Here is a 19,371-nt window from a genome sequence, read left to right on the forward strand (position 1 = left end):
GGGTACGGGGGTGCTGGGGAGGATTTAGGCGGCGTTGCCGACGCCCTGGACACTGGTGTGAATGGCTTCTATCGCCACGTCAGCGACTGCCTCGACGGCGTCATGGCTGGTTACCTTGAGCACGTCCTGCTTGCCTTTCAGGCGTAGCGCACGCAACTGATAGAGCGCCTGCTTCCAGGCGGCGGCCTCCGCCAGAATGCTGTCGGTAGCGGCTCGCGGTTCCAGACCGGCAGCATCCACCCAGGCCTGCACGGTTGGTGGGACGTCGCCGGTGTAACCGGCAGCGGCGAATGCTTTAGCTTCTTCGGCAGTTACCTGGTACTCCAGAGCGCGCAAGGTATCGCCCAGCACAGCCCGACGCCCAGCATCGGCCGCCTGGTCGATCTGGCGACAAGCAACCAGCTTTGCAGCAGCTAAAGGCAAGGCCGCAAAGTCAGAGCCGAGTAAGGTTTTGCCTTCGAATTCAATAGACAGATTGGTTGTTTGCATTGGAGCTCCTTACAGAGTGGCCAGGTTGGTCAGAATGTTGGACAGGGTGGCGGGATTTGTACCAGCCGCCACGCCATTGACGTAACGACCGCCAAAGTTGGCCGGGAACGTCGAGTTATAGATTTCGAGCACGACTGCGCTGTTTGGCGCTGCTACCAGCGAACCAATCCAATCGGCTGCCGCCACGACTTCACAGGAAGACAATTTGACTTGCGTCAGCGGCGTGCCGGCGCTGGAGTTGACCATGAACACCGCGTTTTTAAGCCCATATGGCACCGGCGTCAGCCCGGACGGCGTAGGCAAATCCAACGTGATATCAGTGAGCAGAACCTGCCCACCGTAGTACGAGACGAAGCCACCCAACCAAGTGGCCGCTCCATCATTGGTCGGATAGTAGGCACACCGTAGCTTGCGCTTAACCCCTTGCGTATCGGAGCAGATGTGCAACACCCGATTGTCGATGGCAACGTTGGTGTCCAGCAGATGATCAGTTTGCAGGTAGCAGACCACCTGGCCACCCGCAGGCGTGTTGTACAGCGCCTGCTTGAGGGACTTTAGCGGCGCTGCAGCTGTACCAGCAGCTTTGTCATCACCAATCACCGTGTTGATGTAGTAGGTCTTCGCGTTAGAGGGAATAGCTGCTATAGCAGCCGATACAGCCGCATTGATTTCGGCCTTCTTTCCGTTGAACGTAGCAATTAGCCCTTTGGCTTCGGTTACCAGATCCGCGATTTGAGATTCAAGACTCATGGTTAATCACACTCCTAGATTTTTTGAACAACGAGGTTTTGCAGGTTGATGACTGCCGCTGCGTTGGCTGCAACAGCGATCAGCAGGCTTTCGCGGTCTTTGGCCTGCTGGGTTTCGGCTTCCTTCATGCGGTCAGTGAGACTGACCAGCAGCTGCCCCACGACCTTTTGCTGTTTGCTCAGCGCGTCTAGCTGGTCGTCTTGCCGAACCCCTCGCATCATGTCCGCAAGCAATGCCGAGGCCTGCGCAGCCAGCGGGGCCGCCAGCGTCAGGTTGAGCCCGGTGGCTGTGCTGACGATGGTTACGCTGTCCGCTGGCAAAGCCTCTAGCGACAAGTCATAAGCCATCAGCAGCTCGGTACCGGCGGCCTTGTAGGTGAGTGGCGTGTCGGGACTCGACCACACCGCAAACAAGGTGCCGTCGGCAAAGTAGATGCCGACTTCGCGGACCCAGAAGGCTTTGTCGTCATCAGCCAGAGCCGTCAGGTGGATCAACGAACTGCTCAGCTTCTCGCCGCCGGAGATTGGGTATTTGACGACCTGGGCACGCAGCGCCTTCTGATCGACAGTGGGCGTGTACCCCTGCGAACCGAGGCCGATGTAGGCGATTTCAGCCTGCACACCGGTGCTCGTTGCGTTCCAGATCGCCGCCAGGCCGGCCTTGGTGATCAGGGGTTTTAAAGCGGTACTCATAGAACAGCCTCCATCGTGACGCGCACGACAGTACGGGCGGTGACCGCATTGGCGGCCAGCAGCCCCGTTTCGTGGTTGATCGGCACGCCCTGCGCCTCGACAGACCATCGGGAGACGCAGCGCGCGTGGGTGGCATTGGCCAGCGATATGGCCTGCTCAGAAGGCGGTAACGGCACCGCCTGGGCTTCAGCAGAATGCCGCTGCAACTGCTGATGCCGGGAAACACTCACCAGCCCCATCGGCTGCTCAAAGAGCGGCAGCGGGATCGGCTGCACGTCTGCTGACCGACGCACCCAGCCCTGCAAGCGCGAAGCATTGGCCGCCACCAGGCCACCGTCGAAGCGCGCACCGAGCCGGAAGGTGTAGTGGCTGCGCTCGTTCTTCGTCGCGTCCACCAGAGCACGCAGGCGTTCCTCCAGCTGCGGCGAGATGATCGAGCCTTCACCCGGCCGGTTCTCGTTGGCCCAAGCGGTGACCTGGAACGTGTACGGTGCGGCGTTGGGGATCTCGCGCCACTCCTTGTAATCCGCATTGACCCGCACGGCCTTGAGCACACGCCGGATTGCGCCGACCGTGCCCTTGGTCTTGTGAACCGGAATCGCTTCGCGGATCAGCGCGCGACGTTGCTCATCGGTGTAAGCCGCTTCCCAGCCGTCAACCTTCCGCGCCCAAGCCAGCCAGGGCAGGAAGTTCGGCGGGCAACGTGCCGAGTCGGCCACGCCCCGGATAATGTCCGGGTCAAGGCCAAGGTCGGCGGCGGCCTCCAGGGCTCGCTCCAGCTGGGTGGCGTTGAGCGGTAACAGACTCATGCCACCACCTTCGCCGTCAGCGTGATCGAGGTGCAGCTGGGGTAATGCCGCTTATCACACACCACTCCGGCTGCTGGCTGCTTCAAGGTCACGCTACGAATCCCCGTTACGTGTAACGCGGCGTAGATGGCCGACAGGGGCAATTGCCCCTGCAGGCGGCGTGCTTCTGCAATGGCTGCATCCAGGCCCGCCCGCGCCGTGGCCTTCACCACGTCCGGGTCTGGCCCTTCTTCAATCTGCAGCTCGGCCTCCACCTTGAACTCAGCCGGCAAACCGGCGGCCACACGGGGTCGGTCGGTGATCGGCCGTACTTCCTCGGCCGACAAAGCCGCCTTGACCTTCGCGACCAGCTGGGCCACCGGCGTGGTGCTGGTGAGGCTGGGCAGGATGGCCAGCGACACGTCGCCGGGCAGCGGGTTGGCCAGGCCAGCGTCGTAGTCGCAGACCACGACAATGGCCCCGGGGGGAAGCTGGGCACGCACGGCGGGCGTCAATTCCGCACCGATAAACCGGGGCGAATCGACCGACACATTGGTCAGCTCGGCCGATGCGCTCAGCCCGTGATACTCATAGGCCCCGCTGCTGCCAGCCACCGACAACGCCTCAAGCGACAGCCGCGTGCGGTAGCGCAACGCCTCGTCGCTCTCCATCACCGCCTCAACCGGCGGCACCGCATCCTGGTCGGCCGGGCGAATGACCAACTTCTCCACGCCATAGTCAGCGGCACGGTTCACCAGGTCGTTACCCTTGGCAAAGGCCAGCAAGCTCGCCTTGGCCGCCGCGTTGACCCGAGCGCGCGTGAGCATTTCCCGGTAGGCCATGACTTCCATCAGCTTGACCACCGGGTCGGACTCCAGCGCCGCTGTCCATTGGTCTTTCATGAACTCGCGGAAGATGCCCAGTGTTTCCTGATACAGCTCCTCGAAATCCACGCTCTCCACCACATCGGGCGGGGGTAGCAGGGAAAGGTCGATCATGCGGTTACCTCCATGACGGCGGTGCTACCCAGGTACTCGCCGGTCAGCGTCATGCCGATTTGCCCGTCAAGCACCGAGGTGACAACCACCCGCTCCAACTTCAAGCGAGGCTCCCAGCGGCCCAGGGCGCGGGCCACCTCGGCCTGTACTGCGCTTTTCCATCCCTCATTGACCGGCATGTCGACGTAACGCCGCAGCTTGCTGCCGTATTCCGGCCGCATGCGACGGCTGCCGAGTGGCGTGGTCAGAATGTCCTCAATGGATTGGCGCAGGTGATCGAGGCCTGAGATAGCTTCGCCGGTGCGGCGATCCAGGCCGATCATGGTCAGCCGTCCAGGCGCTGCAGCTCAGGGTGGTCAGCCAGGAACGCCACCGCCTCGGCGTCATCGGCCGGTACGCTGACATGCTTGGCCACCACCTTGAATTCGCGCAGCTCCTCGCCCTTGGCCAGGTACAGCGAGCGCGAGGTGTAGACGGTGTCGGCGAAGGTGACTTGCGCCACCGCCGGGGCTGCAGCTGGATCAGCCACAACGCCCGCGTCGGCGGCGTCCGAGGCAGCGGCCTCGTCGGTTGAAACGGTTTTCGCTTTAGTAGCCATATGGCCCTCCAGATAAGACAAAGCCCGCGAATGCGGGCTGTCAGTGCTTGTGATTTGCCGTGTTGCCAGCGGTGTCGATGATCATCCCGCCGCCGTTGATATCGCCCGTTACGCGTAACGCGCCATTGACCTGCACGTTGCCCTCCAGGGTGATCGACGGCGCCTTGATCGTGGCGGCCTGTGCCTCGGCCGTTAGCGTCGTGGTCTTGGCGCTGATCGTGTCGTCGGTCATCACCGCCTTGGTGCTGCCGACCTCGATGTTGACCGTGCCCGTGGGCAGCTTGATGGTGTAGCTGTTGGCTTCCCAGTCGTAGACCAGCGAGCCGCCATCATCGAAACGCCACACCTCGACATGGTCGCGGTTGTCCGGCTGGGGGCCGGCATTGCCGTACAACCCAGGAACGAACGTCCCTTGTGCAGGCTCGCCGCTTGGGCTCACCAGCACGCCCTGCTCGCCCATGCTCGGTGACCGCCAGTGACGGGCCTTGCCGGCTGCCAAGGCATGCCAGCGCACCCACGCGCTCGTCCAGTCACCGCCATCGGAAACCCGCACCCTGCCGGCGACGAGATCCACCCCAACGACATAACAGGGGATCACCAGGCCGGCCAGCATGCGGTCCGCCTGCGCGGCCGCGTAAGTCATGCCATGGCCTCCGGTGACTGATAGTTGTGCTCGTTACCCTCCCCGCTTTCGGGGTCGAACGAGAACACCAGCGAGCCAGGCGGCTGGTTCTCCCAAAGCCAAGTGGTGTCACCCAGGTAAAGGGTTTGATGCCACTGCACCGCCCAGGCTGCGCACTCGGCCAGCTCAGGCACAGGCATCGTCGGCATCGCCTGGACGCCCTCAACCGGCATGGTGAAGTCGAGCCCCCACTGCTGGTAATGCAGCAGGGAGGCCAACTTGGTGGCTAGAATGGCCGCTTGCAGGGGCGCCTTATCGCGGTCGGACTCGACCAGAATGCAGGCCTCGAACGTTGCGACAATGCACACGCGGCCGTCGCCGGGGTCTTCACCGGGCTGCACATTGGTCATGGCGTAAATCATCAGCGGCATCGCCATGCCCTCTTTGAGCACGGGATAGTCCTCGACGCCCTGCAACTGTGGGATAGCCTCTTTGATAGTGGCCGTCATGGCTTCGTGAAGCCGTGTCAGCTCATGCTCTAACGGCTCGCTATCGGATGTCTGCGGTTCGCTCACGCTCAACCCCCAGCACCAGGGCCACCATGCCATCGCCGCCAGGCTCCGGCCGGATCACCCGGTATTTCCCACCACCCTCGTCGGCCGGCAGGTCAATGGTCAGTTTCGAGCCCTTCGGCAAGCGCGCCGCCACAGCGGCCAGCACGTTAAACCGAGGCTCCCCCAGGGCGGCAGCATCGACCGACGCCGCAAGCCCTTTGCCGCCCTTGCCCATCATTTGCGGATCGAGAAACGGATTCTCGAAGGTGCCCATGATCGGCGTGCCGTCCTCCAAGGTCGCGCGGTCGCCCACACGGTCAAGGATCTGATCTGTAAGGACGGCCATGCGCTCGCGAAAGCTCGGCCGCAGACTCATTGGACGATCAGCACTTCGGCATAGCCGTTGAGGGTGTCGGTCGTCAGCTTGCCGAACGGCAGCGAATTGGCCGTGCCAGCGGCGACCAAGGCGCCGTCCAGCACGCTCACCTTGACGCCTGCCTTGAGCCCAGCCGCCGCCGGGACATTCCAGGCGCCGCAAGTGCGGTAGGTAATCAGCGTGCCCTTGGGACCGCTCGACAGCGGAATGACCGCCAGATCGTTGATCACCTGCGGCACACCGGACACCGATCCGCCCGTGGGCGCCGCGAGGACGACGGTATCGCCGCTATTCACATGGTTAGTGGCCATGGTCGTACTTTCTCCTATTCCAGAAACAACAAACCCCGCAAATGCGGGGTGCTTGGTGACGCCGGCGGATCAGGCGCCGACGGAACGGCTCAGGCCGCGCGAGTCGAGCGCCGAGACGCCCGCGTCGATCCGCACCTTGGTGGCGATGCCGTCCACGGTGAAGCCTTCTTGCTGCTCGATGTACGGCGTGTCGACGCCATCCAGGTAAGCCACTTCGATGGTGTCGCTACCCTGACGGCCCGCGAGGTACCAGGTGGTCGAGGACGCATCATCCAGACGCGGGTCGGAAATGACCTGCGCAAAGTCCTTGATCGGGTTGATGACGCCGGCGTTGACCTGAGCGGTAGGCACCGAGGCGGAACGGATCAGCTGGTTGGCCTTGTCCTCCAGAGCCACCGGGCACAGCAGGAAGGCCGGGCGGATGTTCAGCGTGCGAGGCTTAGCGCCTTCGGCCGTCTTCGCCTTCTGCAGGGCCATCGCAGCCTTGGCAGCGCTCATGGATTCGATGGACAGGGCCGAACCATTGCCGGTGAACAGGTTCTTGCGCGAGGCGTCGAACAGCGGCTTGCCGTCCTTCATCTTGTTGTTATCGATCAGGGTGGCATACACCAGATCACCGATGGTCGCTCGCGCGGCAATACCCATCAGGCGCGGAATCGCGCTCAAGGCGTCGAGGTCGTCGTTGATGATCGCCTGACGGTCGATGGCGAACATCTCGCCATAGCTGGCCAACTTGATGGTTTCGCCGGAGTCGGTAAGGGTAATGTTTTTGTACTCAGCACCAGGACGAACCTCACGCAGCACCGAGAACGAGCCAAGGGCTACGCGGTTGGCGACCTTGAAGTCAGACAGGCGACCGGTACGGGTCCACAGGTGGAAGGTTTCTTCGGCTTCCGCCCACCCTGCCTGCAACGCACGGTGCGATGCATCCAAGATGATGTTGCCAAAATCACTGGATGTATGGGTGAAGGCCAAGCCGACCATATCCAGCGGGCGCAATGTGGCCACGCCAATGCCACGGTCCTGCAGCGAGGCGCGAGCCAGTTCGCGCAAGGTCATGTAGTTGTAGGCGTTGTCGGCCTGATTGTCTTCGTAGCCCAAGCGCCCGTAGATCGAAGCTCGCACCGAGTCGCCCACCAGGTTGCCGTTGCCGACATAGCCAGGATGGCGGGTGGTCGGTGAATTCACCGGCGCGATATCCGCCCCCAGCGCGGCCAGCAAGCGCTCACGCGCCACGGCCACGGAACAGGTCATGTCAGCCTGGCAAGCCTGCAGCAGGGTCGCATGAGCGACGGCGAGGCCGCCAACGAACGCGGCGGCGATGCCTTCGCGGCGCTGGTTTTCCTCGGCACGGAACTGGGCGAGCAGCGCGGCCGCTTGTGGCTCTGTCGGCGCAGGGGCCGGGGCTGGAGTAGGGGCAGGCGCAGGTGCCGGAGCAGGCGCAGGCGCAGGGCTATGAACAGAACCCCTTGGATTCATCAGGTTGCGCATTGTTTCGGGCATGCTGGTGTATTCCTCTAAACGTTTAGAACTGAGTTGAGCGGCGGCCTTGAGCGGTTCCAGCACCTGGTCCGCGAAGCCGGCCGCCACCGCCTCGTTACCATCCATCCAGGTGGTTTTCTTGAGCAGTGCGGCGATTTCTTCTTCGCTTTTGCCTGTCTTGAGCGCATAAGCCCTGATCAGCGTGCCCTCGAACTTGTCGAGCAAGTCGGCGTACTCGCGCATGTCGTCCGCATCGCCTACCTGCCCACCCCACGGCTTGTGCACCATCATGCTGGAGTTCGCCGGCATGTAGATCACATCACCCGCCATGGCCACGACGCTGGCCATAGAGGCGGCCATACCGTCGATGTACACCTCTACGCGGGCCGAGTGGCCGCGCAGAATGTTGTACATCGCGATGCCGTCCATCACATCGCCGCCGCCGGAGTGGATACGCAACTTGATCGTGGACACGTCACCGAGCGCTGCCAGATCGCGGGCGAACTGACGCGCCGAGATACCCCAGGCGCCGATATCGTCGTACAGCATCACCTCGGCCACGCCGCGCGAGGCGGCGCGCAGGGAGTACCAACTTTCATCGGGCTTATTTGCTTGGCTGATTGCCGCCCGAGGCTGGATCAGCGGGGTCTTTCCCTTTGTTTTCATTGCCTTTGTTCCCGTAGAACTTGTGGAAGGCGTCCGAACTGAACACCAGCCCTTTCGCCCGGTTGAGCAAGATTTCCGCAATGCGGGATTTCTTGAGTTCTGCAGGGTTACGCCCCCGCGAACGCGACACCTCGGCCTCGTCGGCAAAGCCGGACTCCACCAGGATTTGCCACGCATTGGCCTCATGCACCGGGTTGATCCAGGGCATGACTGGACCTTGGTAAACCGCCGAGAACACCGTGTCGGGATTCACCCCGGCTGGCACGACGATTTGGCCGCTCACAATGGCTATCTCCAGCCACTTGCGGTACACCGGCCGGCACCAGTAGTCGATGAATTCGTGCTGCAGCAGGTCGTAACCCAGCTGGCCCTCGACCAGCTCCTGGCGTTGCGCCGAATAGGTGCCGTCGTAGCTGCGCGCCACGCTGGAATGCGTGCTGCGGGTGCCTGCTGCCACGGCCTTGATCTGCCCGGACCGAAACGGCTCCAGGAACGTGTTAGGCCGATTGCTTTCGATCATCCCGACCTCTTCGCCCGGCCGTAGGCCGTCAAAGACCATGCCGGGCTTGATCGGTATGGAGCGCTCTTTGGCGTTCTGTACGGGCGTGTACTCGTCGGGCGAGCCCTTCTTGATGTACATACCCAGGGCCGCACTGAGGCGCGCGGCTATGCGCTCGCTTTCCTCGTAATCCTTGATATCCGCCAGGCGAGTAATCACGCCGTGCAGCAGTGGAACGCCACGGTTCTGCGCAATGCGTTTGCGGTAGGCAATGTGGATCATTCGATCCGCCGGCACGGCCTTGGTGTTTTGAGCTTGGCCATGCACTAACAGGTCGCCGGGGTGCCGCTTGTAGATGTGATAAGCGCGAACGCGCCGCCACTCGTTACGCTCTACACCCTGGGCAATGCCTTTGGATAGGTCGTTGTACTCCCAAGGCAGGTAATCGGGCTCAAGCAACTCCAGGGCAAACGGCACCTTGTGCAAGTGCTGATAACCAGCCACCTTGCCGACCACCATCTGTGCCAGGCCCTCGCCATCGCGCAGCCAGGTGCGGCACATAAGGCGTTCCATTTGCGGCCGGGTCAGCTCGCCTGAGACTTCCGGGCACAGCGACCACTCCGCCCATGCAGCTTTGATCTGGTCCGCAAAGTCGGAATGCACGTTGCCGGCGTAGTCCAGGGGCAGCGGCTCCACGGAAATACCAGGGCCGCCAACAATCCGTTCCTCCAGCCGGTCGAGCAGGCCAATGACAATGTCGTGGTCTTCGTCCAGCTTGCGGCATTGCTCTCGCATCGAGCGGCCGTCTTTCTGCAGCGAGGCATTGGCGCTGCGGCCCTGTCGCTTGGCCTTGTGGGTGCGGGTAACAGTGGCCGCCTCGTAGGCCTGGATCACGTCACGGGCGGCCATGCGCCGCGCTACCCAAGTGGGAAACAGCGGCTCAAGCACCCGGTCAACGCGGTTCATTCAAAAACAGCCACGGCATAGCCGTGCCCGCCTCGGGATGCCGCCGCCACGCGTTGCTCCCACTCCTGGCGACCCTTGATGATCTGCGGCAGATCGGCCATCACCATGCGGCGACCACCGAATGTCACGTCCTTGCCGGCCAGCACGTCGCACTCGGCCTGTATGTAGCGGTCGAGCATTTCCTGAGGGGTTACTGCAGCCATGGGTTATCTCCTGCGCCCAGCAAGCCGTCGTCATCCAGCGGCTCGGGCAGTGTGGTGTCGTTGGGTTCTGCCTCGGGCTCGGCCGGGGCTTCGTCGGGCTCGCCTGCTTCGTCGGACTCGTCTTGCACGTCGGGCTCGTCGTCTTCATCGTCCGGCTCGTCGTCCGGCGCCGGCCACCCTCGCGCTTCCGGGCTCAGGTCGTCGGTCAGCGACTCCAGGTCAAGGCCAAATTTGTCTTGGCTGATTCGCAGCGCTGCCAGGGCGTACACAAAGCAGTCGAGCGCTTCGTTACGCTTCTTACTGGCGTCCCAACGCAGCACGCGCCGACCTTTCGCTAAAACCCATTTCTTGGTTTCGCTGGTCAGCTGCTTTAGCTCGTCGTCGTCACAGATCGAATCGTCGGCCGGGAAGTGGATCAGGCCCGGCACCGGGCGATTGCCGTCCGGCTGCAGCTTGAGGCGGTTGTAAATGACCTCTTTGGCGTTGTCGGTGCCGACTTCGGTCAGGTACGTCTTGGACTTCTTTTCCTTCTTGCGCGGGAAGCTGGCAATGGGCTTGCCGTAGGTGCTGGCCCCGAAGATCGGGACCACCCAGTGCAAGCCATGCTTGCGGCTTTGCGCGCGTACGGTTTCCGAGTGGTGGCCGCCGGAGTCCCAGCACCACCGCATCACGTCCATTCGCATGCCGTCGGCACGGGTGAACTGCTTGCGCAGCTGCAGGCCAACCTGACGCAGCAGGTGAACGCTGGCAGGGTCGCCAGTCAGTACCCGCCGGTAGATCAACCAGGCTTCTTCGTCGGCGCCGAATCCCCACACCCGCAGCTCGTAACGGTCGTCTTGGGTGTCGATGCCGCCCATAAGGACAACACAACGTGCCGGCACCTCGGCGCCGTACACCTCGCGCCGCTCGCGCAGCTTCTCCCAGTCGACCTTCTCGGAAAGGTCTTCCTCCCAGGCCTCGCCCAGCGTGGTGTTAACAAACGTCTTGATCTTGCCCCGGTCCTTACCGGCCTTGACGCGCTCGTCGGCAATCTTCACCCAGGTGGTGAAGGTCGAATAAATCGTCCAGATATGGAACGTCAGGCGACGCGGCGTGCGAATGGGGCTGTCGTCAGGCCCAAACCACTCCATGCTGTCGCGGGTCCAGATGCCGGTCCGCTCGCAGATGTAACGGCCGAATTGCGAAGCCGCCATCATCTCGTGATGCTCGAACGTGCAGCCGTTGCCGGACTCGCACAGGTACCAGGCCTTGTCGACCTCGCCCAGTTCATCCCTGGACCACTTGAGCCCGAAAGGATCGTCTCGCCCTCCCCATTTCAACGTCTGCTCGGTGTTGCAATGCGGGCAGCGGATATGGAAGCGCAGCAGGTAGGACGATTCGCCGGCGGCCCGTGTGATCTGGCAACTGCCAGCCAGCTTTGGTGTGGACCCGCGAATCGACTTGGGGAAGGTCGCGCCTTCCAAACGCTTGTCGCCCAGGAACGTGGGGGAGCCCTCGTTGCCAATGTCAGCCTGAAAGCTTGAAAGCTCGTCATAGCCGACTTCATCCGGGCTCTTTTCCCGGTAGTTACCCGCCGCCGTGCCGCCTAACCACCACAGCACCTTGCGGTTCTCGAAGGTCTTTTGATCCTCGGTGTTGTCCTTGTGTTTCTTGCCGAACCAGGGCGCAAGGGCCTTGATCACAGGCACGTCGCGAATCATCGGGTCGACGTGCTTTTTCATGATGCCTTTGGCGTCGTCGTCCGTCGGGCTCCACATGCAGACGCTGCGTTTCTTGTGCTTGATCTTGTAGGCGATGTTCGCCATCAGCATCTTGGTGTAGCCAATTCGCGCCGACTTCGGCAGGTTCAGCTCATGGATGAGGTCGTTACCCATGGCGTTGAGCAACGCCACCTGAAACCACTCAGTGGTCCATTTGCCCTCGCCATACGACGACTCGGAGGACATGTAGAAATATTCGTCTGCCCACTCAACAGCTGTCATGGGCGGGTCAACTTCTAGGTTTTTCAGTCCGCGCCGGACAGCCTCAACTAGATCCGTTATCCAGGGAGGCGATGTATTCATTCAAAAGCTCCGGTATGCGATCAGCCAAACCAGCAGCCGCGTTACGCGTAACGGCAATCTCGGTTTCAACCGCCTCCAGGTGGCGCACGTTGATATCGGGGTGCTTGCGCTTGACGTTCTTGTGAACGGTGTTGAGGGTTGAAGCCAGTTGCGCCGACAGGCTGGCCAGGGCAAACACCATGAAACCGACCGGCACAAGTTCCTTGTCGGAAACCTTGTTTTTGCTCTCCTGGGCGTCTGCTTGCCCCTTGGTCAGGCGCAAACGCTCGCAAGCGATCTTGTATTCAATGAGCGGATCAACTTCGTCTGAGCCAAGTTGTTGCTTTCCGCTCTGATGCTGCAGCCGGTTATCAAGCACGCATCGGGTGTCGTAAAAGGCTTCTCGGCCGATCTTCTTAACCGGCTCGACGCCCCATTTATCAAAGGCCTGGACCGAAATCCCGAGACTTTCGGCCATGCGTTTTTTGTTCAGCCAGTACGGCTGCCGCGTGATCGTTGGATTAGCCATAGACGAAACAACAACCAACCTCTGCAAAAGGGTCATACGTAGCGAAAGGGCGGGGCCCGAATTACCCCCTAGCCCCGGTGGGTCCGGGAGGACCCGTTGCCGGGAGTGGTGGGGGCAGGGCCGGGCCGAGGAACGACGCCCTCCCGACCTGCCGGCCGAGGGGGTGCCGGGCCTGTCTCGACGCGCGCGCCCTTACTTCGCGGTCAGGATCGCCTCGCGCAGCGCGGCAGCCAGTTCGGCCTGCCCGTGCGCCTTGGCGATGTTCTCGCCGATCTTAAAGAACGGGAAACGGACGCGGTAATGCGGCGCGCCCTTGGTGTACAGGAACGCCGGCGCAACCTGCTTGCGGGCCTTGCGCTCCCACACGCCGGTCTCGTCGCCAAGCGTTCCAACGAAGTAACGCTCCGCATTGCCTTTTCGCTTACTGCGCTTGCTACCCGTGGCGTTGGCTTGGTGACCGCGCTTGCTCTCGGCCGCACCAAGACCCGACAGAATGCGCATCATCACGCCGCGCGAGACGTTGCCGTACTGGTTGAGCAGCCCGGCGTTTGGCACGGCGAATTGATTGGCACTCATCAAGCCATGCGAGATCAGCGACCGCTCGAAGCGCTTGTGCGGTCGCGGCCCTCCCTGGACGGCCTGCTGCAAATACTGGTCAGCCGGAATTCCTGTAGTCCATGAATCCTTGAACCACACTTGGGCGGGCCGTGACTTGGTGGCCGCCTTGGCGAATAGGCTGCGCATGGTGGTCGGGGTAGGCCGGTCCAGGCGCTGCCCCATTACCTCGGTGATCCCCGGCTTGATGCGCTTGGTGGCCAAGCGCGTCTGAGCCAGCATCAGCACGTAGGGGATTTGCCTTCGCTGAATGTCCGAGATTTCACGGGCCAGCGCGACGCTGTCGATATCTAACTTAATGTCAATCATGCCCGCCTCCGAAACCTACCTAGACAGTACCGATAACGTCACGCACAGGGGCCGGCCCGCGAAAAAGCTGGCCGCGCTGCTCAGCCAGCAGGGCGTGAAGATGGGAATGCAGTGTCTCGCCAACTTCGCCCTTGGCATGCTCGATCATGCTGGTAGTGCGCTCGATGGCATCAGTCAGCGGACACCCAACCAGCAGCGCCTCACCGGCGACCAGCTCAACGGTAGCGATAGCTTCAACCGCCTGCGCGGGCTGGGCCGGGGAATTGGCGAAATCCACCCAGACGTACTCAATCTTTGGAAAGGCTGCCGCCAGTTGGCCGTCGAAGTACAGCGCAACCCCCAGGCCGTCATTGATGAACTCCAAGCGCTCCGCATCGACAAAGGTGGTACCCATGTCGTGAACCACCTTGAATTTACTCCGGGTCATTTATTCACCTCGTTACGCGTAACAGCGTCTTCCAGTTGGGCGGTCGCACGACGCAGGGCAATCATTCCCCGTTCGACCGCATGCGGGTCAATATTGGCAATCTGGGCCATGGCCTTGGCCACGCGTTCGGCATCGCCTTTCAGGGTGCCAATGCAATGCAGCACATCGCCCTGCAGGTGGCTCAGTATTCGTGGTCGATTCGATACGCTCACTGCATCACCTCATCACTCGTTCGAAGGAAGCCCAGCTCGCTTGGCGAGGAACTGCGTGTACAAGCCGCCCGCGACATCCGCGCCGATGACGGCAATGACAATGCCCAACCCAGCTGCCAAATAGAGACTGTTCCAAAGAGCCAAGGCCAGCAGTAGCGTTGCCATGCCAAGCAAGCCAGACGCTAAGAAGCGCAGAGCAACGCGTTGCAGAATCTGACGCAAGCTCAGGTCTGCTCCGGAGGCTCGAAGCATCTCGCCCGACAGGCCGGCCATGCTCAACAAAATCAGAAGCCATAGAGGCACATCAGCGAGCGCCTGATGCTCGTTGTTCATCTGCAATCCTCAAAATAGATCGGCTCCTACATCACTGGCATCCGCTGGAAGCAAGGAGCAGGTGTAGGGCCGAAAACGAAAAGCCCCGCACGGCGGCGGGGCTTGGAAACGGGCGTAAAAAAACCCGGCTCAGTGGCCGGGCTTTGGGAAGCGTCGCGCTGCGTTCACAGCAACACACGCTGCAATGAAAACAGAACTATTCCGTGCGGAAAAGCAATCTTTCAAAAAATGTGATGAGATTCACTCCTCATAGGCTTTACCCGCTGACAGCCCATTTAACAATGACTCCATCGCATCTGAAGCGTCCTTCAACCGCCAAGACTGATACGTCCGCTTGACGCCGTCCTCTTGGTCATTCGTCAGTACACCACTCGCAACAGCGTATTCTCTGGCTAACGAATAAGCATCAGGCACCGTGTCCTTGTTTCGCTCCAGAAAAGCTAGCGAGGCGAAGACGAAGCCTCGCTTCTCCCCATCGGAGGAGCGCGGAGTGTTTTTTAGAACCTGAGCAGCCCGGTATTCGATCGTCGTGATGAGGTCCAACTGCGACTGTAGCTCAATATTTTTTGCTGCCGATTCGGACTGATTGTGAGAAAACAAGGCAATCACTAAAGCGACAAAAAGAACATATCCCGCTCGCCCGAGCCGTGCACCGACACTGCCGGTCGCCATGGCATAACTTGCGATGGACGCAAAGCCACTGATCACGGTAAGTGTCAAAACCGCATTATCAAACACCTTCAACTCCTTGATAATTCTCAAAAAATCGTTTAAATGCTCGCAATTCTACCCCCCTTTGTGAAAGCTGGGCTATACCTCAGCACCTCATGCAGTCTCCCGGATAGCGCTAATGGCGCAGTCGATCCATGCTGCTCCCGCCCGCGCTAACTCTCTGGCTTTTCCCTCGCTGATCCCGAAATGCTTGCCAACCCGCAGCATGGGCCACTTAGCCCCGTAGTACAGCCAAATAACGTCACCCATTTGCAGATCCCGGTGTGCAAGCCTAGCAACGGCATGGTCGACGGCGACCGCCCAGTCGTCAGTGATGCAATAGTTATGACTGGCAGATACCTGCGGCACTGCCTGGTGCATCAGAGCCAATGTGGGCGAAACGCAAGTAGGAACCCCCGCTCCATCCATTCGCCACCATCCCCATTGCTCCAGCAGATACTCGGTATCACCCAATGGGCGGCCGGCTGGCTTGCGAATCATCATGGTCAATCCCCTGTGTAATTTGTGCCGCCCGCCCCCAGGCGGTTCGGTTCTTGGTACTGCTGCTCCGGGCCGACTACTTTGGCCGGTCTTTTCATCGCTTCAATTTGTTCCTGCGCCTGCTGCAGCTTGAAACTCAACTGCGTTACAAGCTCATCAAGCGGAAGCACCAACCTGGACCCGTCAATAACCCAACCTGAGCCATTGCAGTCGGTACACACCAACTCGTAGAACATCCCCTTCACGACCGCCCTGCCCCGGCATACCGGGCACTGAACGAGGTCCAGACGGGGCCGTTTAAAGCCATCCTGAATGCGCTTTTTCATGTTCTGCATTCTCCCCTGTAACTAATTCATTGATTGGGCTGCGTGCCTTGCGCGGCTTGACTTGCGGCCCGTTGTGAGGAATTGCGGATTGCACGCCCGTCAACCCATGGATAGACGCAAAGCCAATCCCGTCTAACCACTCATGCCATTGCTCCAGAGCCTCGCGACGCAAGCCGTTGCCCTTGGTTTTGATGTAGGTATCAGCAACTTTTCCTAACGAGTGATTGAGCAGCATTTCGCCAATAAATCCGTCCACCCCCATGTCGAGCCAAGCGGTGCGCGCCACCTTCCGCAGGTCATGGCTCGACCATTCGCGGCTGGCCAAACGACGGAATATCGACGAGGCTTGGCTGGAACTCATGGGCTGCCCTTTGCGACCTGGGAACAGGTACTTGCCGGTGTAGCCGCTATCGAGCTGGATGGCCCGATAACGGCGCAGCAGCGCGCACATCTGTGGGGTCAGTGGCAAACGGTGTTCGGAGCGCGTCTTGGTGTGCTTGGCGGGAATGACCCACTCGCCATGGCCCAAGGCTAAGTCGGGCCACTCTGCCCTACGGCTCTCGCCAACCCGGGTGCCGTGGCAGATCATCAGCAGCGCCAACATGGCATCGACGGGCGCGGTGCTGAAGAGAGCGCCAAGCGCGGGCACCACCTCTTGCAGATGATCCGCGCGCAGTCGCCCATCTTTCGGCGCGATCTTGGTCTTGATGAAGTTCGTGAATTTCATCTCAGCCATGGGATTGCTGTGGATTAACCCAAGCGCCCGCGCCGTGCTCACTGCCAGGCTCAGTACCCTGAAAATCTGCCGAACGTAGGACGTGGAGCATTCAGCCTGAAGCGGCCACATCAGTGACTTGTCCAGCACTGCTGGGTTGAGGGCGAGTATCGGCAACTCGCCGAGGCGGGGCTGCAAGTGCTTATCGACCACCGTGCGAACAGTGCTCTTCCACGAATCGGATAGCGAGGCGTCACTTACGACCCGCCCCTTGAACCAGACCAGCAGGTCGTGGAATGTCACCAGGCCAGCCAGGGCAACCATCTCGTCCGGACGGCACAGCAAGCGCTGCCGTAGTCCGGGAAGCTCGGCAAAGATTGCCGCCGGACCATACTCAGGGAAGCGCGCTAGCCGGTTCCACTTGCGGCGAACAACCAGGAACCACGTTCCAGCCTGCCGGCTCTGGTCGAATCGAAACCGCAAGCCCGGGTAACGTGGGTCGCGCAGGTCGCGTACCGACTTATCGGCGGCTTGCCGGCGCACCTCAGCCTCGCTCAACTTCACTTCCCGGGTCGCGCTCATGCGACCACTACCGCCTCAGCCAGCAGGATCGCCTGGGTGCGAATCACTCCCTCAGCGTGGTAATGGCGCGCCGTCTCTCGGTCCACGGCTTTGCTAAGCCCGTCACAGACATCGTGGCAAGTGCTGCAGGCCCAGGCGCCCTGCAGGTCATGCGGCTTGCTGCCGACGCCACAGGTGCCAGCCATGCGGTAATGCGCCAGGACGGTGGTTTCCGGGTTGCCGTTGCACACGCCCGGGATGCGCACTTGGCACTCGCGGCCGCGCGCAGCTTTGGTCAGTTTGGTTTGCCGCATGGGTTCTCTCCTGGGGCGTTGCTCATGCTGGGATTTCCTTGCGGGCGTAGCGGGAAGCCAGCGGACGGTCATTGGTGGTCGGGGCCTTGGCAGGTGGTTGCCAATTGGCAGTGAGGTTCTCGAATCGGTTGTACTGACCCAGGAAGGCCGCGCGGACGGTCCCGGTCTCGATGTCCCGGCCCTTGCCGACGATGATCTCGGCGATGCCCTTGAACTCGCTGTCTTCGTGGTACACCTCGTCGCGGTACACGAAGAGGATCACGTCGGCGTCCTGCTCAATGGCGCCCGACTCGCGCAGATCGGATTGCACGGGGCGCTTGTTCGGGCGCTTCTCGCACTCGCGAGACAGCTGGCTAAGCAGCACGACCGGAATGCCAAGCTCGCGGGCCAGCAACTTGCAGCCGCGGCTGATACCGCTCACTGCCTCGACGCGATTGCTGCCCTCCCCGTCCATCAGCTGCAGGTAGTCGACCATCAGGATGTCCAGGCCGTACCGCATCTTGTGGCGGCGGGCGAGCGAACGGATGCGCCCGACCGTGGCGGCAGCGCGATCGGCGATGAACAGGTTGGCGTGCTTAAGCTTGGCTACCGCGGCGCACAGCTCGGCGCCATGCGACTCGCAGGCTGAACCATTCTTGACCAGGTTCAGCGGGATCTTGCCCTCGGCGGCGACGGCTCGATCGATCAACTGGCCTTTGCTCATCTCCAGGCTGATCACCAGCCCCGACTTCTTCTGGCGCACAACGGCATCCAGTACGAAACCCATGCCGAGCGTGGTTTTCCCCATCGCCGGACGTCCCGCGACGATGATCAGCTGCTCGGGCTGCAGGCCGCCCAGTTTCTCGTCGAGATCCGCCAGGCCGGTGGACAGGCCGATCAAAGTTTCACCGCGTGACAGCCTGTCGTGACGCTCTTGCCACACCTCCAACTGGTCGGCCATCAGGTCCGAAGCCTTCACGACTTCCTCGCCATCGCTGCCAGCGTCGATGCCCATGGCTGCCGCCTGGACTGCTGCGATCTTGTCCTGGATGTCGCCGCCACCCTGAACGATCTCCCGGGTTCGGTCGCTCAGCTCGTAAAGTGCACGCTCGATGGCGCGCTCCCTGACGATTGCGGCGTAGGTGCCCGCGCTGGCCACGCTTGGGGTGTTGTGGACCAGGGAAGCACAGTGCCCAAGGGCGCGATCGCCGTTGTGCAGCACGCCTACGTGATCGGCAACGGTCAGCAGGTCAACCGCCCTGCCTGCGGCTCGCAGCGCCTGGATGCCACGGAACACCTCGGCGTTCTCGGCGAAGTAGAACGACTCGGGCGACAGGTCGTCGGACAGGGTGTCGATCAGTTCGGGGCGCTGCAGCATGGCGCCCAGCAGGCCGTGCTCAGCCTCTGCGTTGTAGGGCTCATGCATGGTAATTGCCCTCCACCACCTTCACGAAGTTGGACGGGGCAATCAGCCAGTCGAACGTTGCCCGGAACGGTGCGCCACCAAACTTCCCAGCAGCACGGCCCATCAGGAAGTCGGACTTGGCGACATCGGCGAAGTACTCGGCCCAGAATTCGAGACTCTGGTGAACATCGCTCTGGTTCCAGCGAGCTCGGAGCTGCTTCCTGCGCGCTTCGGAGACGAGGACCACTGCAGGCAGCGCAGGTGTGAGCAGTCGGTTGAACAAATCAACGATGTCCTGAATCGGGCAAGACGGCGAGCGCGGAACGCGATTGCCATCAGGTGACGGTTCAATTGATGGTTCCTTTACGGTTCTGGGGGCATCTGGTGCCGGGGTGGGG

At 61.6% G+C, this 19,371-nt stretch carries 26 protein-coding genes and 1 pseudogene; all 27 read right to left on the reverse strand.

Translation table 11 applies throughout. The features are described 5' to 3' along the window. Nucleotides 1-24: 24 nt before the first annotated feature. On the reverse strand, nt 25-489 hold the full coding sequence (locus AC07XM_RS29040; RefSeq protein ID WP_102690155.1) for a hypothetical protein: 465 nt from the start codon (nt 487-489) through the stop codon (nt 25-27). A 9-nt stretch (nt 490-498) separates the two neighbouring features. Continuing rightward, nucleotides 499-1,239 carry a hypothetical protein gene (locus tag AC07XM_RS29045; RefSeq protein WP_102690154.1) on the reverse strand — a complete coding sequence of 247 codons (741 nt, stop codon included), beginning with the start codon at nt 1,237-1,239 and terminating at the stop codon, nt 499-501. Nucleotides 1,240-1,253: 14 nt separating this feature from the next. Beyond that, complete coding sequence (locus AC07XM_RS29050) at nt 1,254-1,931, reverse strand: phage tail-collar fiber domain-containing protein (RefSeq protein WP_102690153.1); 678 nt, start codon at nt 1,929-1,931, stop codon at nt 1,254-1,256. After that, nucleotides 1,928-2,740: a phage tail protein I gene (locus AC07XM_RS29055; RefSeq protein WP_102690152.1), complete on the reverse strand. Its 813-nt coding sequence runs from the start codon at nt 2,738-2,740 to the stop codon at nt 1,928-1,930. The genes AC07XM_RS29050 and AC07XM_RS29055 overlap by 4 nt, the downstream gene beginning before the upstream one ends. After that, nucleotides 2,737-3,717, reverse strand: a complete 981-nt coding sequence (locus AC07XM_RS29060; protein WP_102690151.1) for a baseplate assembly protein — start codon at nt 3,715-3,717, stop codon at nt 2,737-2,739. The genes AC07XM_RS29055 and AC07XM_RS29060 overlap by 4 nt, the downstream gene beginning before the upstream one ends. After that, nucleotides 3,714-4,040: a GPW/gp25 family protein gene (locus tag AC07XM_RS29065; protein ID WP_102690150.1), complete on the reverse strand. Its 327-nt coding sequence runs from the start codon at nt 4,038-4,040 to the stop codon at nt 3,714-3,716. Before AC07XM_RS29065 ends, AC07XM_RS29060 begins: the two co-directional genes overlap by 4 nt. Nucleotides 4,041-4,042: 2 nt before the next feature. After that, nucleotides 4,043-4,315, reverse strand: a complete 273-nt coding sequence (locus AC07XM_RS29070) for a hypothetical protein (protein ID WP_102690149.1) — start codon at nt 4,313-4,315, stop codon at nt 4,043-4,045. Nucleotides 4,316-4,355: 40 nt separating this feature from the next. Beyond that, complete coding sequence (locus AC07XM_RS29075) at nt 4,356-4,958, reverse strand: phage baseplate assembly protein V (protein ID WP_102690148.1); 603 nt, start codon at nt 4,956-4,958, stop codon at nt 4,356-4,358. Next, nucleotides 4,955-5,446: a hypothetical protein gene (locus AC07XM_RS29080; protein WP_102690147.1), complete on the reverse strand. Its 492-nt coding sequence runs from the start codon at nt 5,444-5,446 to the stop codon at nt 4,955-4,957. The genes AC07XM_RS29075 and AC07XM_RS29080 overlap by 4 nt, the downstream gene beginning before the upstream one ends. 40 nt (nt 5,447-5,486) lie before the next feature. Further along, nucleotides 5,487-5,867 (reverse strand): head-tail joining protein, encoded by a 381-nt coding sequence (locus tag AC07XM_RS29085; protein ID WP_102690146.1) that lies wholly within the window; start codon nt 5,865-5,867, stop codon nt 5,487-5,489. After that, on the reverse strand, nt 5,864-6,178 hold the full coding sequence (locus tag AC07XM_RS29090) for a DUF2190 family protein (RefSeq protein WP_102690145.1): 315 nt from the start codon (nt 6,176-6,178) through the stop codon (nt 5,864-5,866). The genes AC07XM_RS29085 and AC07XM_RS29090 overlap by 4 nt, the downstream gene beginning before the upstream one ends. Before the next feature lie 69 nt (nt 6,179-6,247). Next, nucleotides 6,248-8,326 carry a ClpP-like prohead protease/major capsid protein fusion protein gene (locus AC07XM_RS29095; RefSeq protein WP_102690144.1) on the reverse strand — a complete coding sequence of 693 codons (2,079 nt, stop codon included), beginning with the start codon at nt 8,324-8,326 and terminating at the stop codon, nt 6,248-6,250. Further along, nucleotides 8,265-9,791, reverse strand: coding sequence for a phage portal protein (locus AC07XM_RS29100; protein ID WP_102690143.1), 1,527 nt, complete (start codon nt 9,789-9,791; stop codon nt 8,265-8,267). Before AC07XM_RS29100 ends, AC07XM_RS29095 begins: the two co-directional genes overlap by 62 nt. Then, a complete protein-coding gene (locus tag AC07XM_RS29105) occupies nt 9,788-9,994 on the reverse strand; it encodes a DUF6148 family protein (protein ID WP_102690142.1) in 207 nt (68 codons plus the stop codon). Before AC07XM_RS29105 ends, AC07XM_RS29100 begins: the two co-directional genes overlap by 4 nt. Further along, nucleotides 9,982-12,057 carry a phage terminase large subunit family protein gene (locus AC07XM_RS29110; RefSeq protein WP_256596981.1) on the reverse strand — a complete coding sequence of 692 codons (2,076 nt, stop codon included), beginning with the start codon at nt 12,055-12,057 and terminating at the stop codon, nt 9,982-9,984. The genes AC07XM_RS29105 and AC07XM_RS29110 overlap by 13 nt, the downstream gene beginning before the upstream one ends. Then, nucleotides 12,020-12,565, reverse strand: a complete 546-nt coding sequence (locus tag AC07XM_RS29115; RefSeq protein WP_102690141.1) for a terminase small subunit — start codon at nt 12,563-12,565, stop codon at nt 12,020-12,022. Before AC07XM_RS29115 ends, AC07XM_RS29110 begins: the two co-directional genes overlap by 38 nt. Before the next feature lie 192 nt (nt 12,566-12,757). After that, nucleotides 12,758-13,489, reverse strand: a complete 732-nt coding sequence (locus AC07XM_RS29120; protein WP_102690140.1) for a hypothetical protein — start codon at nt 13,487-13,489, stop codon at nt 12,758-12,760. Nucleotides 13,490-13,508: 19 nt separating this feature from the next. Beyond that, nucleotides 13,509-13,916, reverse strand: a complete 408-nt coding sequence (locus tag AC07XM_RS29125; protein WP_102690139.1) for a hypothetical protein — start codon at nt 13,914-13,916, stop codon at nt 13,509-13,511. Then, on the reverse strand, nt 13,913-14,128 hold the full coding sequence (locus tag AC07XM_RS29130; protein ID WP_102690138.1) for a hypothetical protein: 216 nt from the start codon (nt 14,126-14,128) through the stop codon (nt 13,913-13,915). Before AC07XM_RS29130 ends, AC07XM_RS29125 begins: the two co-directional genes overlap by 4 nt. A 12-nt stretch (nt 14,129-14,140) precedes the next feature. Then, entirely contained in the window at nt 14,141-14,461 is a 321-nt protein-coding gene (locus tag AC07XM_RS29135; protein ID WP_102690137.1) for a phage holin family protein, read from the reverse strand. A gap of 240 nt (nt 14,462-14,701) precedes the next feature. After that, the gene (locus AC07XM_RS29140; RefSeq protein ID WP_102690136.1) at nt 14,702-15,199 is read right to left on the reverse strand and encodes a hypothetical protein; all 498 of its coding nucleotides are present in this window, start codon (nt 15,197-15,199) and stop codon (nt 14,702-14,704) included. Nucleotides 15,200-15,286: 87 nt separating this feature from the next. Continuing rightward, entirely contained in the window at nt 15,287-15,676 is a 390-nt protein-coding gene (locus tag AC07XM_RS29145) for an antiterminator Q family protein (RefSeq protein ID WP_172455964.1), read from the reverse strand. Nucleotides 15,677-15,678: 2 nt separating this feature from the next. Further along, nucleotides 15,679-15,999 (reverse strand): hypothetical protein, encoded by a 321-nt coding sequence (locus AC07XM_RS29150; protein WP_102690135.1) that lies wholly within the window; start codon nt 15,997-15,999, stop codon nt 15,679-15,681. Continuing rightward, nucleotides 15,971-17,296: a tyrosine-type recombinase/integrase gene (locus tag AC07XM_RS29155; RefSeq protein WP_102690134.1), complete on the reverse strand. Its 1,326-nt coding sequence runs from the start codon at nt 17,294-17,296 to the stop codon at nt 15,971-15,973. Before AC07XM_RS29155 ends, AC07XM_RS29150 begins: the two co-directional genes overlap by 29 nt. Continuing rightward, nucleotides 17,293-17,589 (reverse strand): DUF1364 domain-containing protein, encoded by a 297-nt coding sequence (locus AC07XM_RS29160; RefSeq protein ID WP_102690133.1) that lies wholly within the window; start codon nt 17,587-17,589, stop codon nt 17,293-17,295. Before AC07XM_RS29160 ends, AC07XM_RS29155 begins: the two co-directional genes overlap by 4 nt. Nucleotides 17,590-17,611: 22 nt before the next feature. Beyond that, on the reverse strand, nt 17,612-18,994 hold the full coding sequence (dnaB, locus tag AC07XM_RS29165; protein WP_102690132.1) for a replicative DNA helicase: 1,383 nt from the start codon (nt 18,992-18,994) through the stop codon (nt 17,612-17,614). After that, a pseudogene (locus AC07XM_RS29170) lies at nt 18,987-19,371 on the reverse strand (helix-turn-helix domain-containing protein); the annotation flags it as partial. The pseudogene AC07XM_RS29170 and the gene dnaB, both read right to left, overlap by 8 nt.

It is taken from the genome of Pseudomonas sp. GW460-LB5 (genome assembly GCF_059423245.1).

Coding starts and splice junctions, on each gene's coding strand:
- AC07XM_RS29040 (WP_102690155.1), bottom strand. CDS start 489: ATGCAAACAACCAATCTGTCTATTGAATTCGAAGGCAAAACCTTACTC.
- AC07XM_RS29045 (WP_102690154.1), bottom strand. CDS start 1,239: ATGAGTCTTGAATCTCAAATCGCGGATCTGGTAACCGAAGCCAAAGGG.
- AC07XM_RS29050 (WP_102690153.1), bottom strand. CDS start 1,931: ATGAGTACCGCTTTAAAACCCCTGATCACCAAGGCCGGCCTGGCGGCG.
- AC07XM_RS29055 (WP_102690152.1), bottom strand. CDS start 2,740: ATGAGTCTGTTACCGCTCAACGCCACCCAGCTGGAGCGAGCCCTGGAG.
- AC07XM_RS29060 (WP_102690151.1), bottom strand. CDS start 3,717: ATGATCGACCTTTCCCTGCTACCCCCGCCCGATGTGGTGGAGAGCGTG.
- AC07XM_RS29065 (WP_102690150.1), bottom strand. CDS start 4,040: ATGATCGGCCTGGATCGCCGCACCGGCGAAGCTATCTCAGGCCTCGAT.
- AC07XM_RS29070 (WP_102690149.1), bottom strand. CDS start 4,315: ATGGCTACTAAAGCGAAAACCGTTTCAACCGACGAGGCCGCTGCCTCG.
- AC07XM_RS29075 (WP_102690148.1), bottom strand. CDS start 4,958: ATGACTTACGCGGCCGCGCAGGCGGACCGCATGCTGGCCGGCCTGGTG.
- AC07XM_RS29080 (WP_102690147.1), bottom strand. CDS start 5,446: ATGACGGCCACTATCAAAGAGGCTATCCCACAGTTGCAGGGCGTCGAG.
- AC07XM_RS29085 (WP_102690146.1), bottom strand. CDS start 5,867: ATGAGTCTGCGGCCGAGCTTTCGCGAGCGCATGGCCGTCCTTACAGAT.
- AC07XM_RS29090 (WP_102690145.1), bottom strand. CDS start 6,178: ATGGCCACTAACCATGTGAATAGCGGCGATACCGTCGTCCTCGCGGCG.
- AC07XM_RS29095 (WP_102690144.1), bottom strand. CDS start 8,326: ATGAAAACAAAGGGAAAGACCCCGCTGATCCAGCCTCGGGCGGCAATC.
- AC07XM_RS29100 (WP_102690143.1), bottom strand. CDS start 9,791: ATGAACCGCGTTGACCGGGTGCTTGAGCCGCTGTTTCCCACTTGGGTA.
- AC07XM_RS29105 (WP_102690142.1), bottom strand. CDS start 9,994: ATGGCTGCAGTAACCCCTCAGGAAATGCTCGACCGCTACATACAGGCC.
- AC07XM_RS29110 (WP_256596981.1), bottom strand. CDS start 12,057: ATGAATACATCGCCTCCCTGGATAACGGATCTAGTTGAGGCTGTCCGG.
- AC07XM_RS29115 (WP_102690141.1), bottom strand. CDS start 12,565: ATGGCTAATCCAACGATCACGCGGCAGCCGTACTGGCTGAACAAAAAA.
- AC07XM_RS29120 (WP_102690140.1), bottom strand. CDS start 13,489: ATGATTGACATTAAGTTAGATATCGACAGCGTCGCGCTGGCCCGTGAA.
- AC07XM_RS29125 (WP_102690139.1), bottom strand. CDS start 13,916: ATGACCCGGAGTAAATTCAAGGTGGTTCACGACATGGGTACCACCTTT.
- AC07XM_RS29135 (WP_102690137.1), bottom strand. CDS start 14,461: ATGAACAACGAGCATCAGGCGCTCGCTGATGTGCCTCTATGGCTTCTG.
- AC07XM_RS29145 (WP_172455964.1), bottom strand. CDS start 15,676: ATGATGATTCGCAAGCCAGCCGGCCGCCCATTGGGTGATACCGAGTAT.
- AC07XM_RS29150 (WP_102690135.1), bottom strand. CDS start 15,999: ATGAAAAAGCGCATTCAGGATGGCTTTAAACGGCCCCGTCTGGACCTC.
- AC07XM_RS29155 (WP_102690134.1), bottom strand. CDS start 17,296: ATGAGCGCGACCCGGGAAGTGAAGTTGAGCGAGGCTGAGGTGCGCCGG.
- AC07XM_RS29160 (WP_102690133.1), bottom strand. CDS start 17,589: ATGCGGCAAACCAAACTGACCAAAGCTGCGCGCGGCCGCGAGTGCCAA.
- dnaB (WP_102690132.1), bottom strand. CDS start 18,994: ATGCATGAGCCCTACAACGCAGAGGCTGAGCACGGCCTGCTGGGCGCC.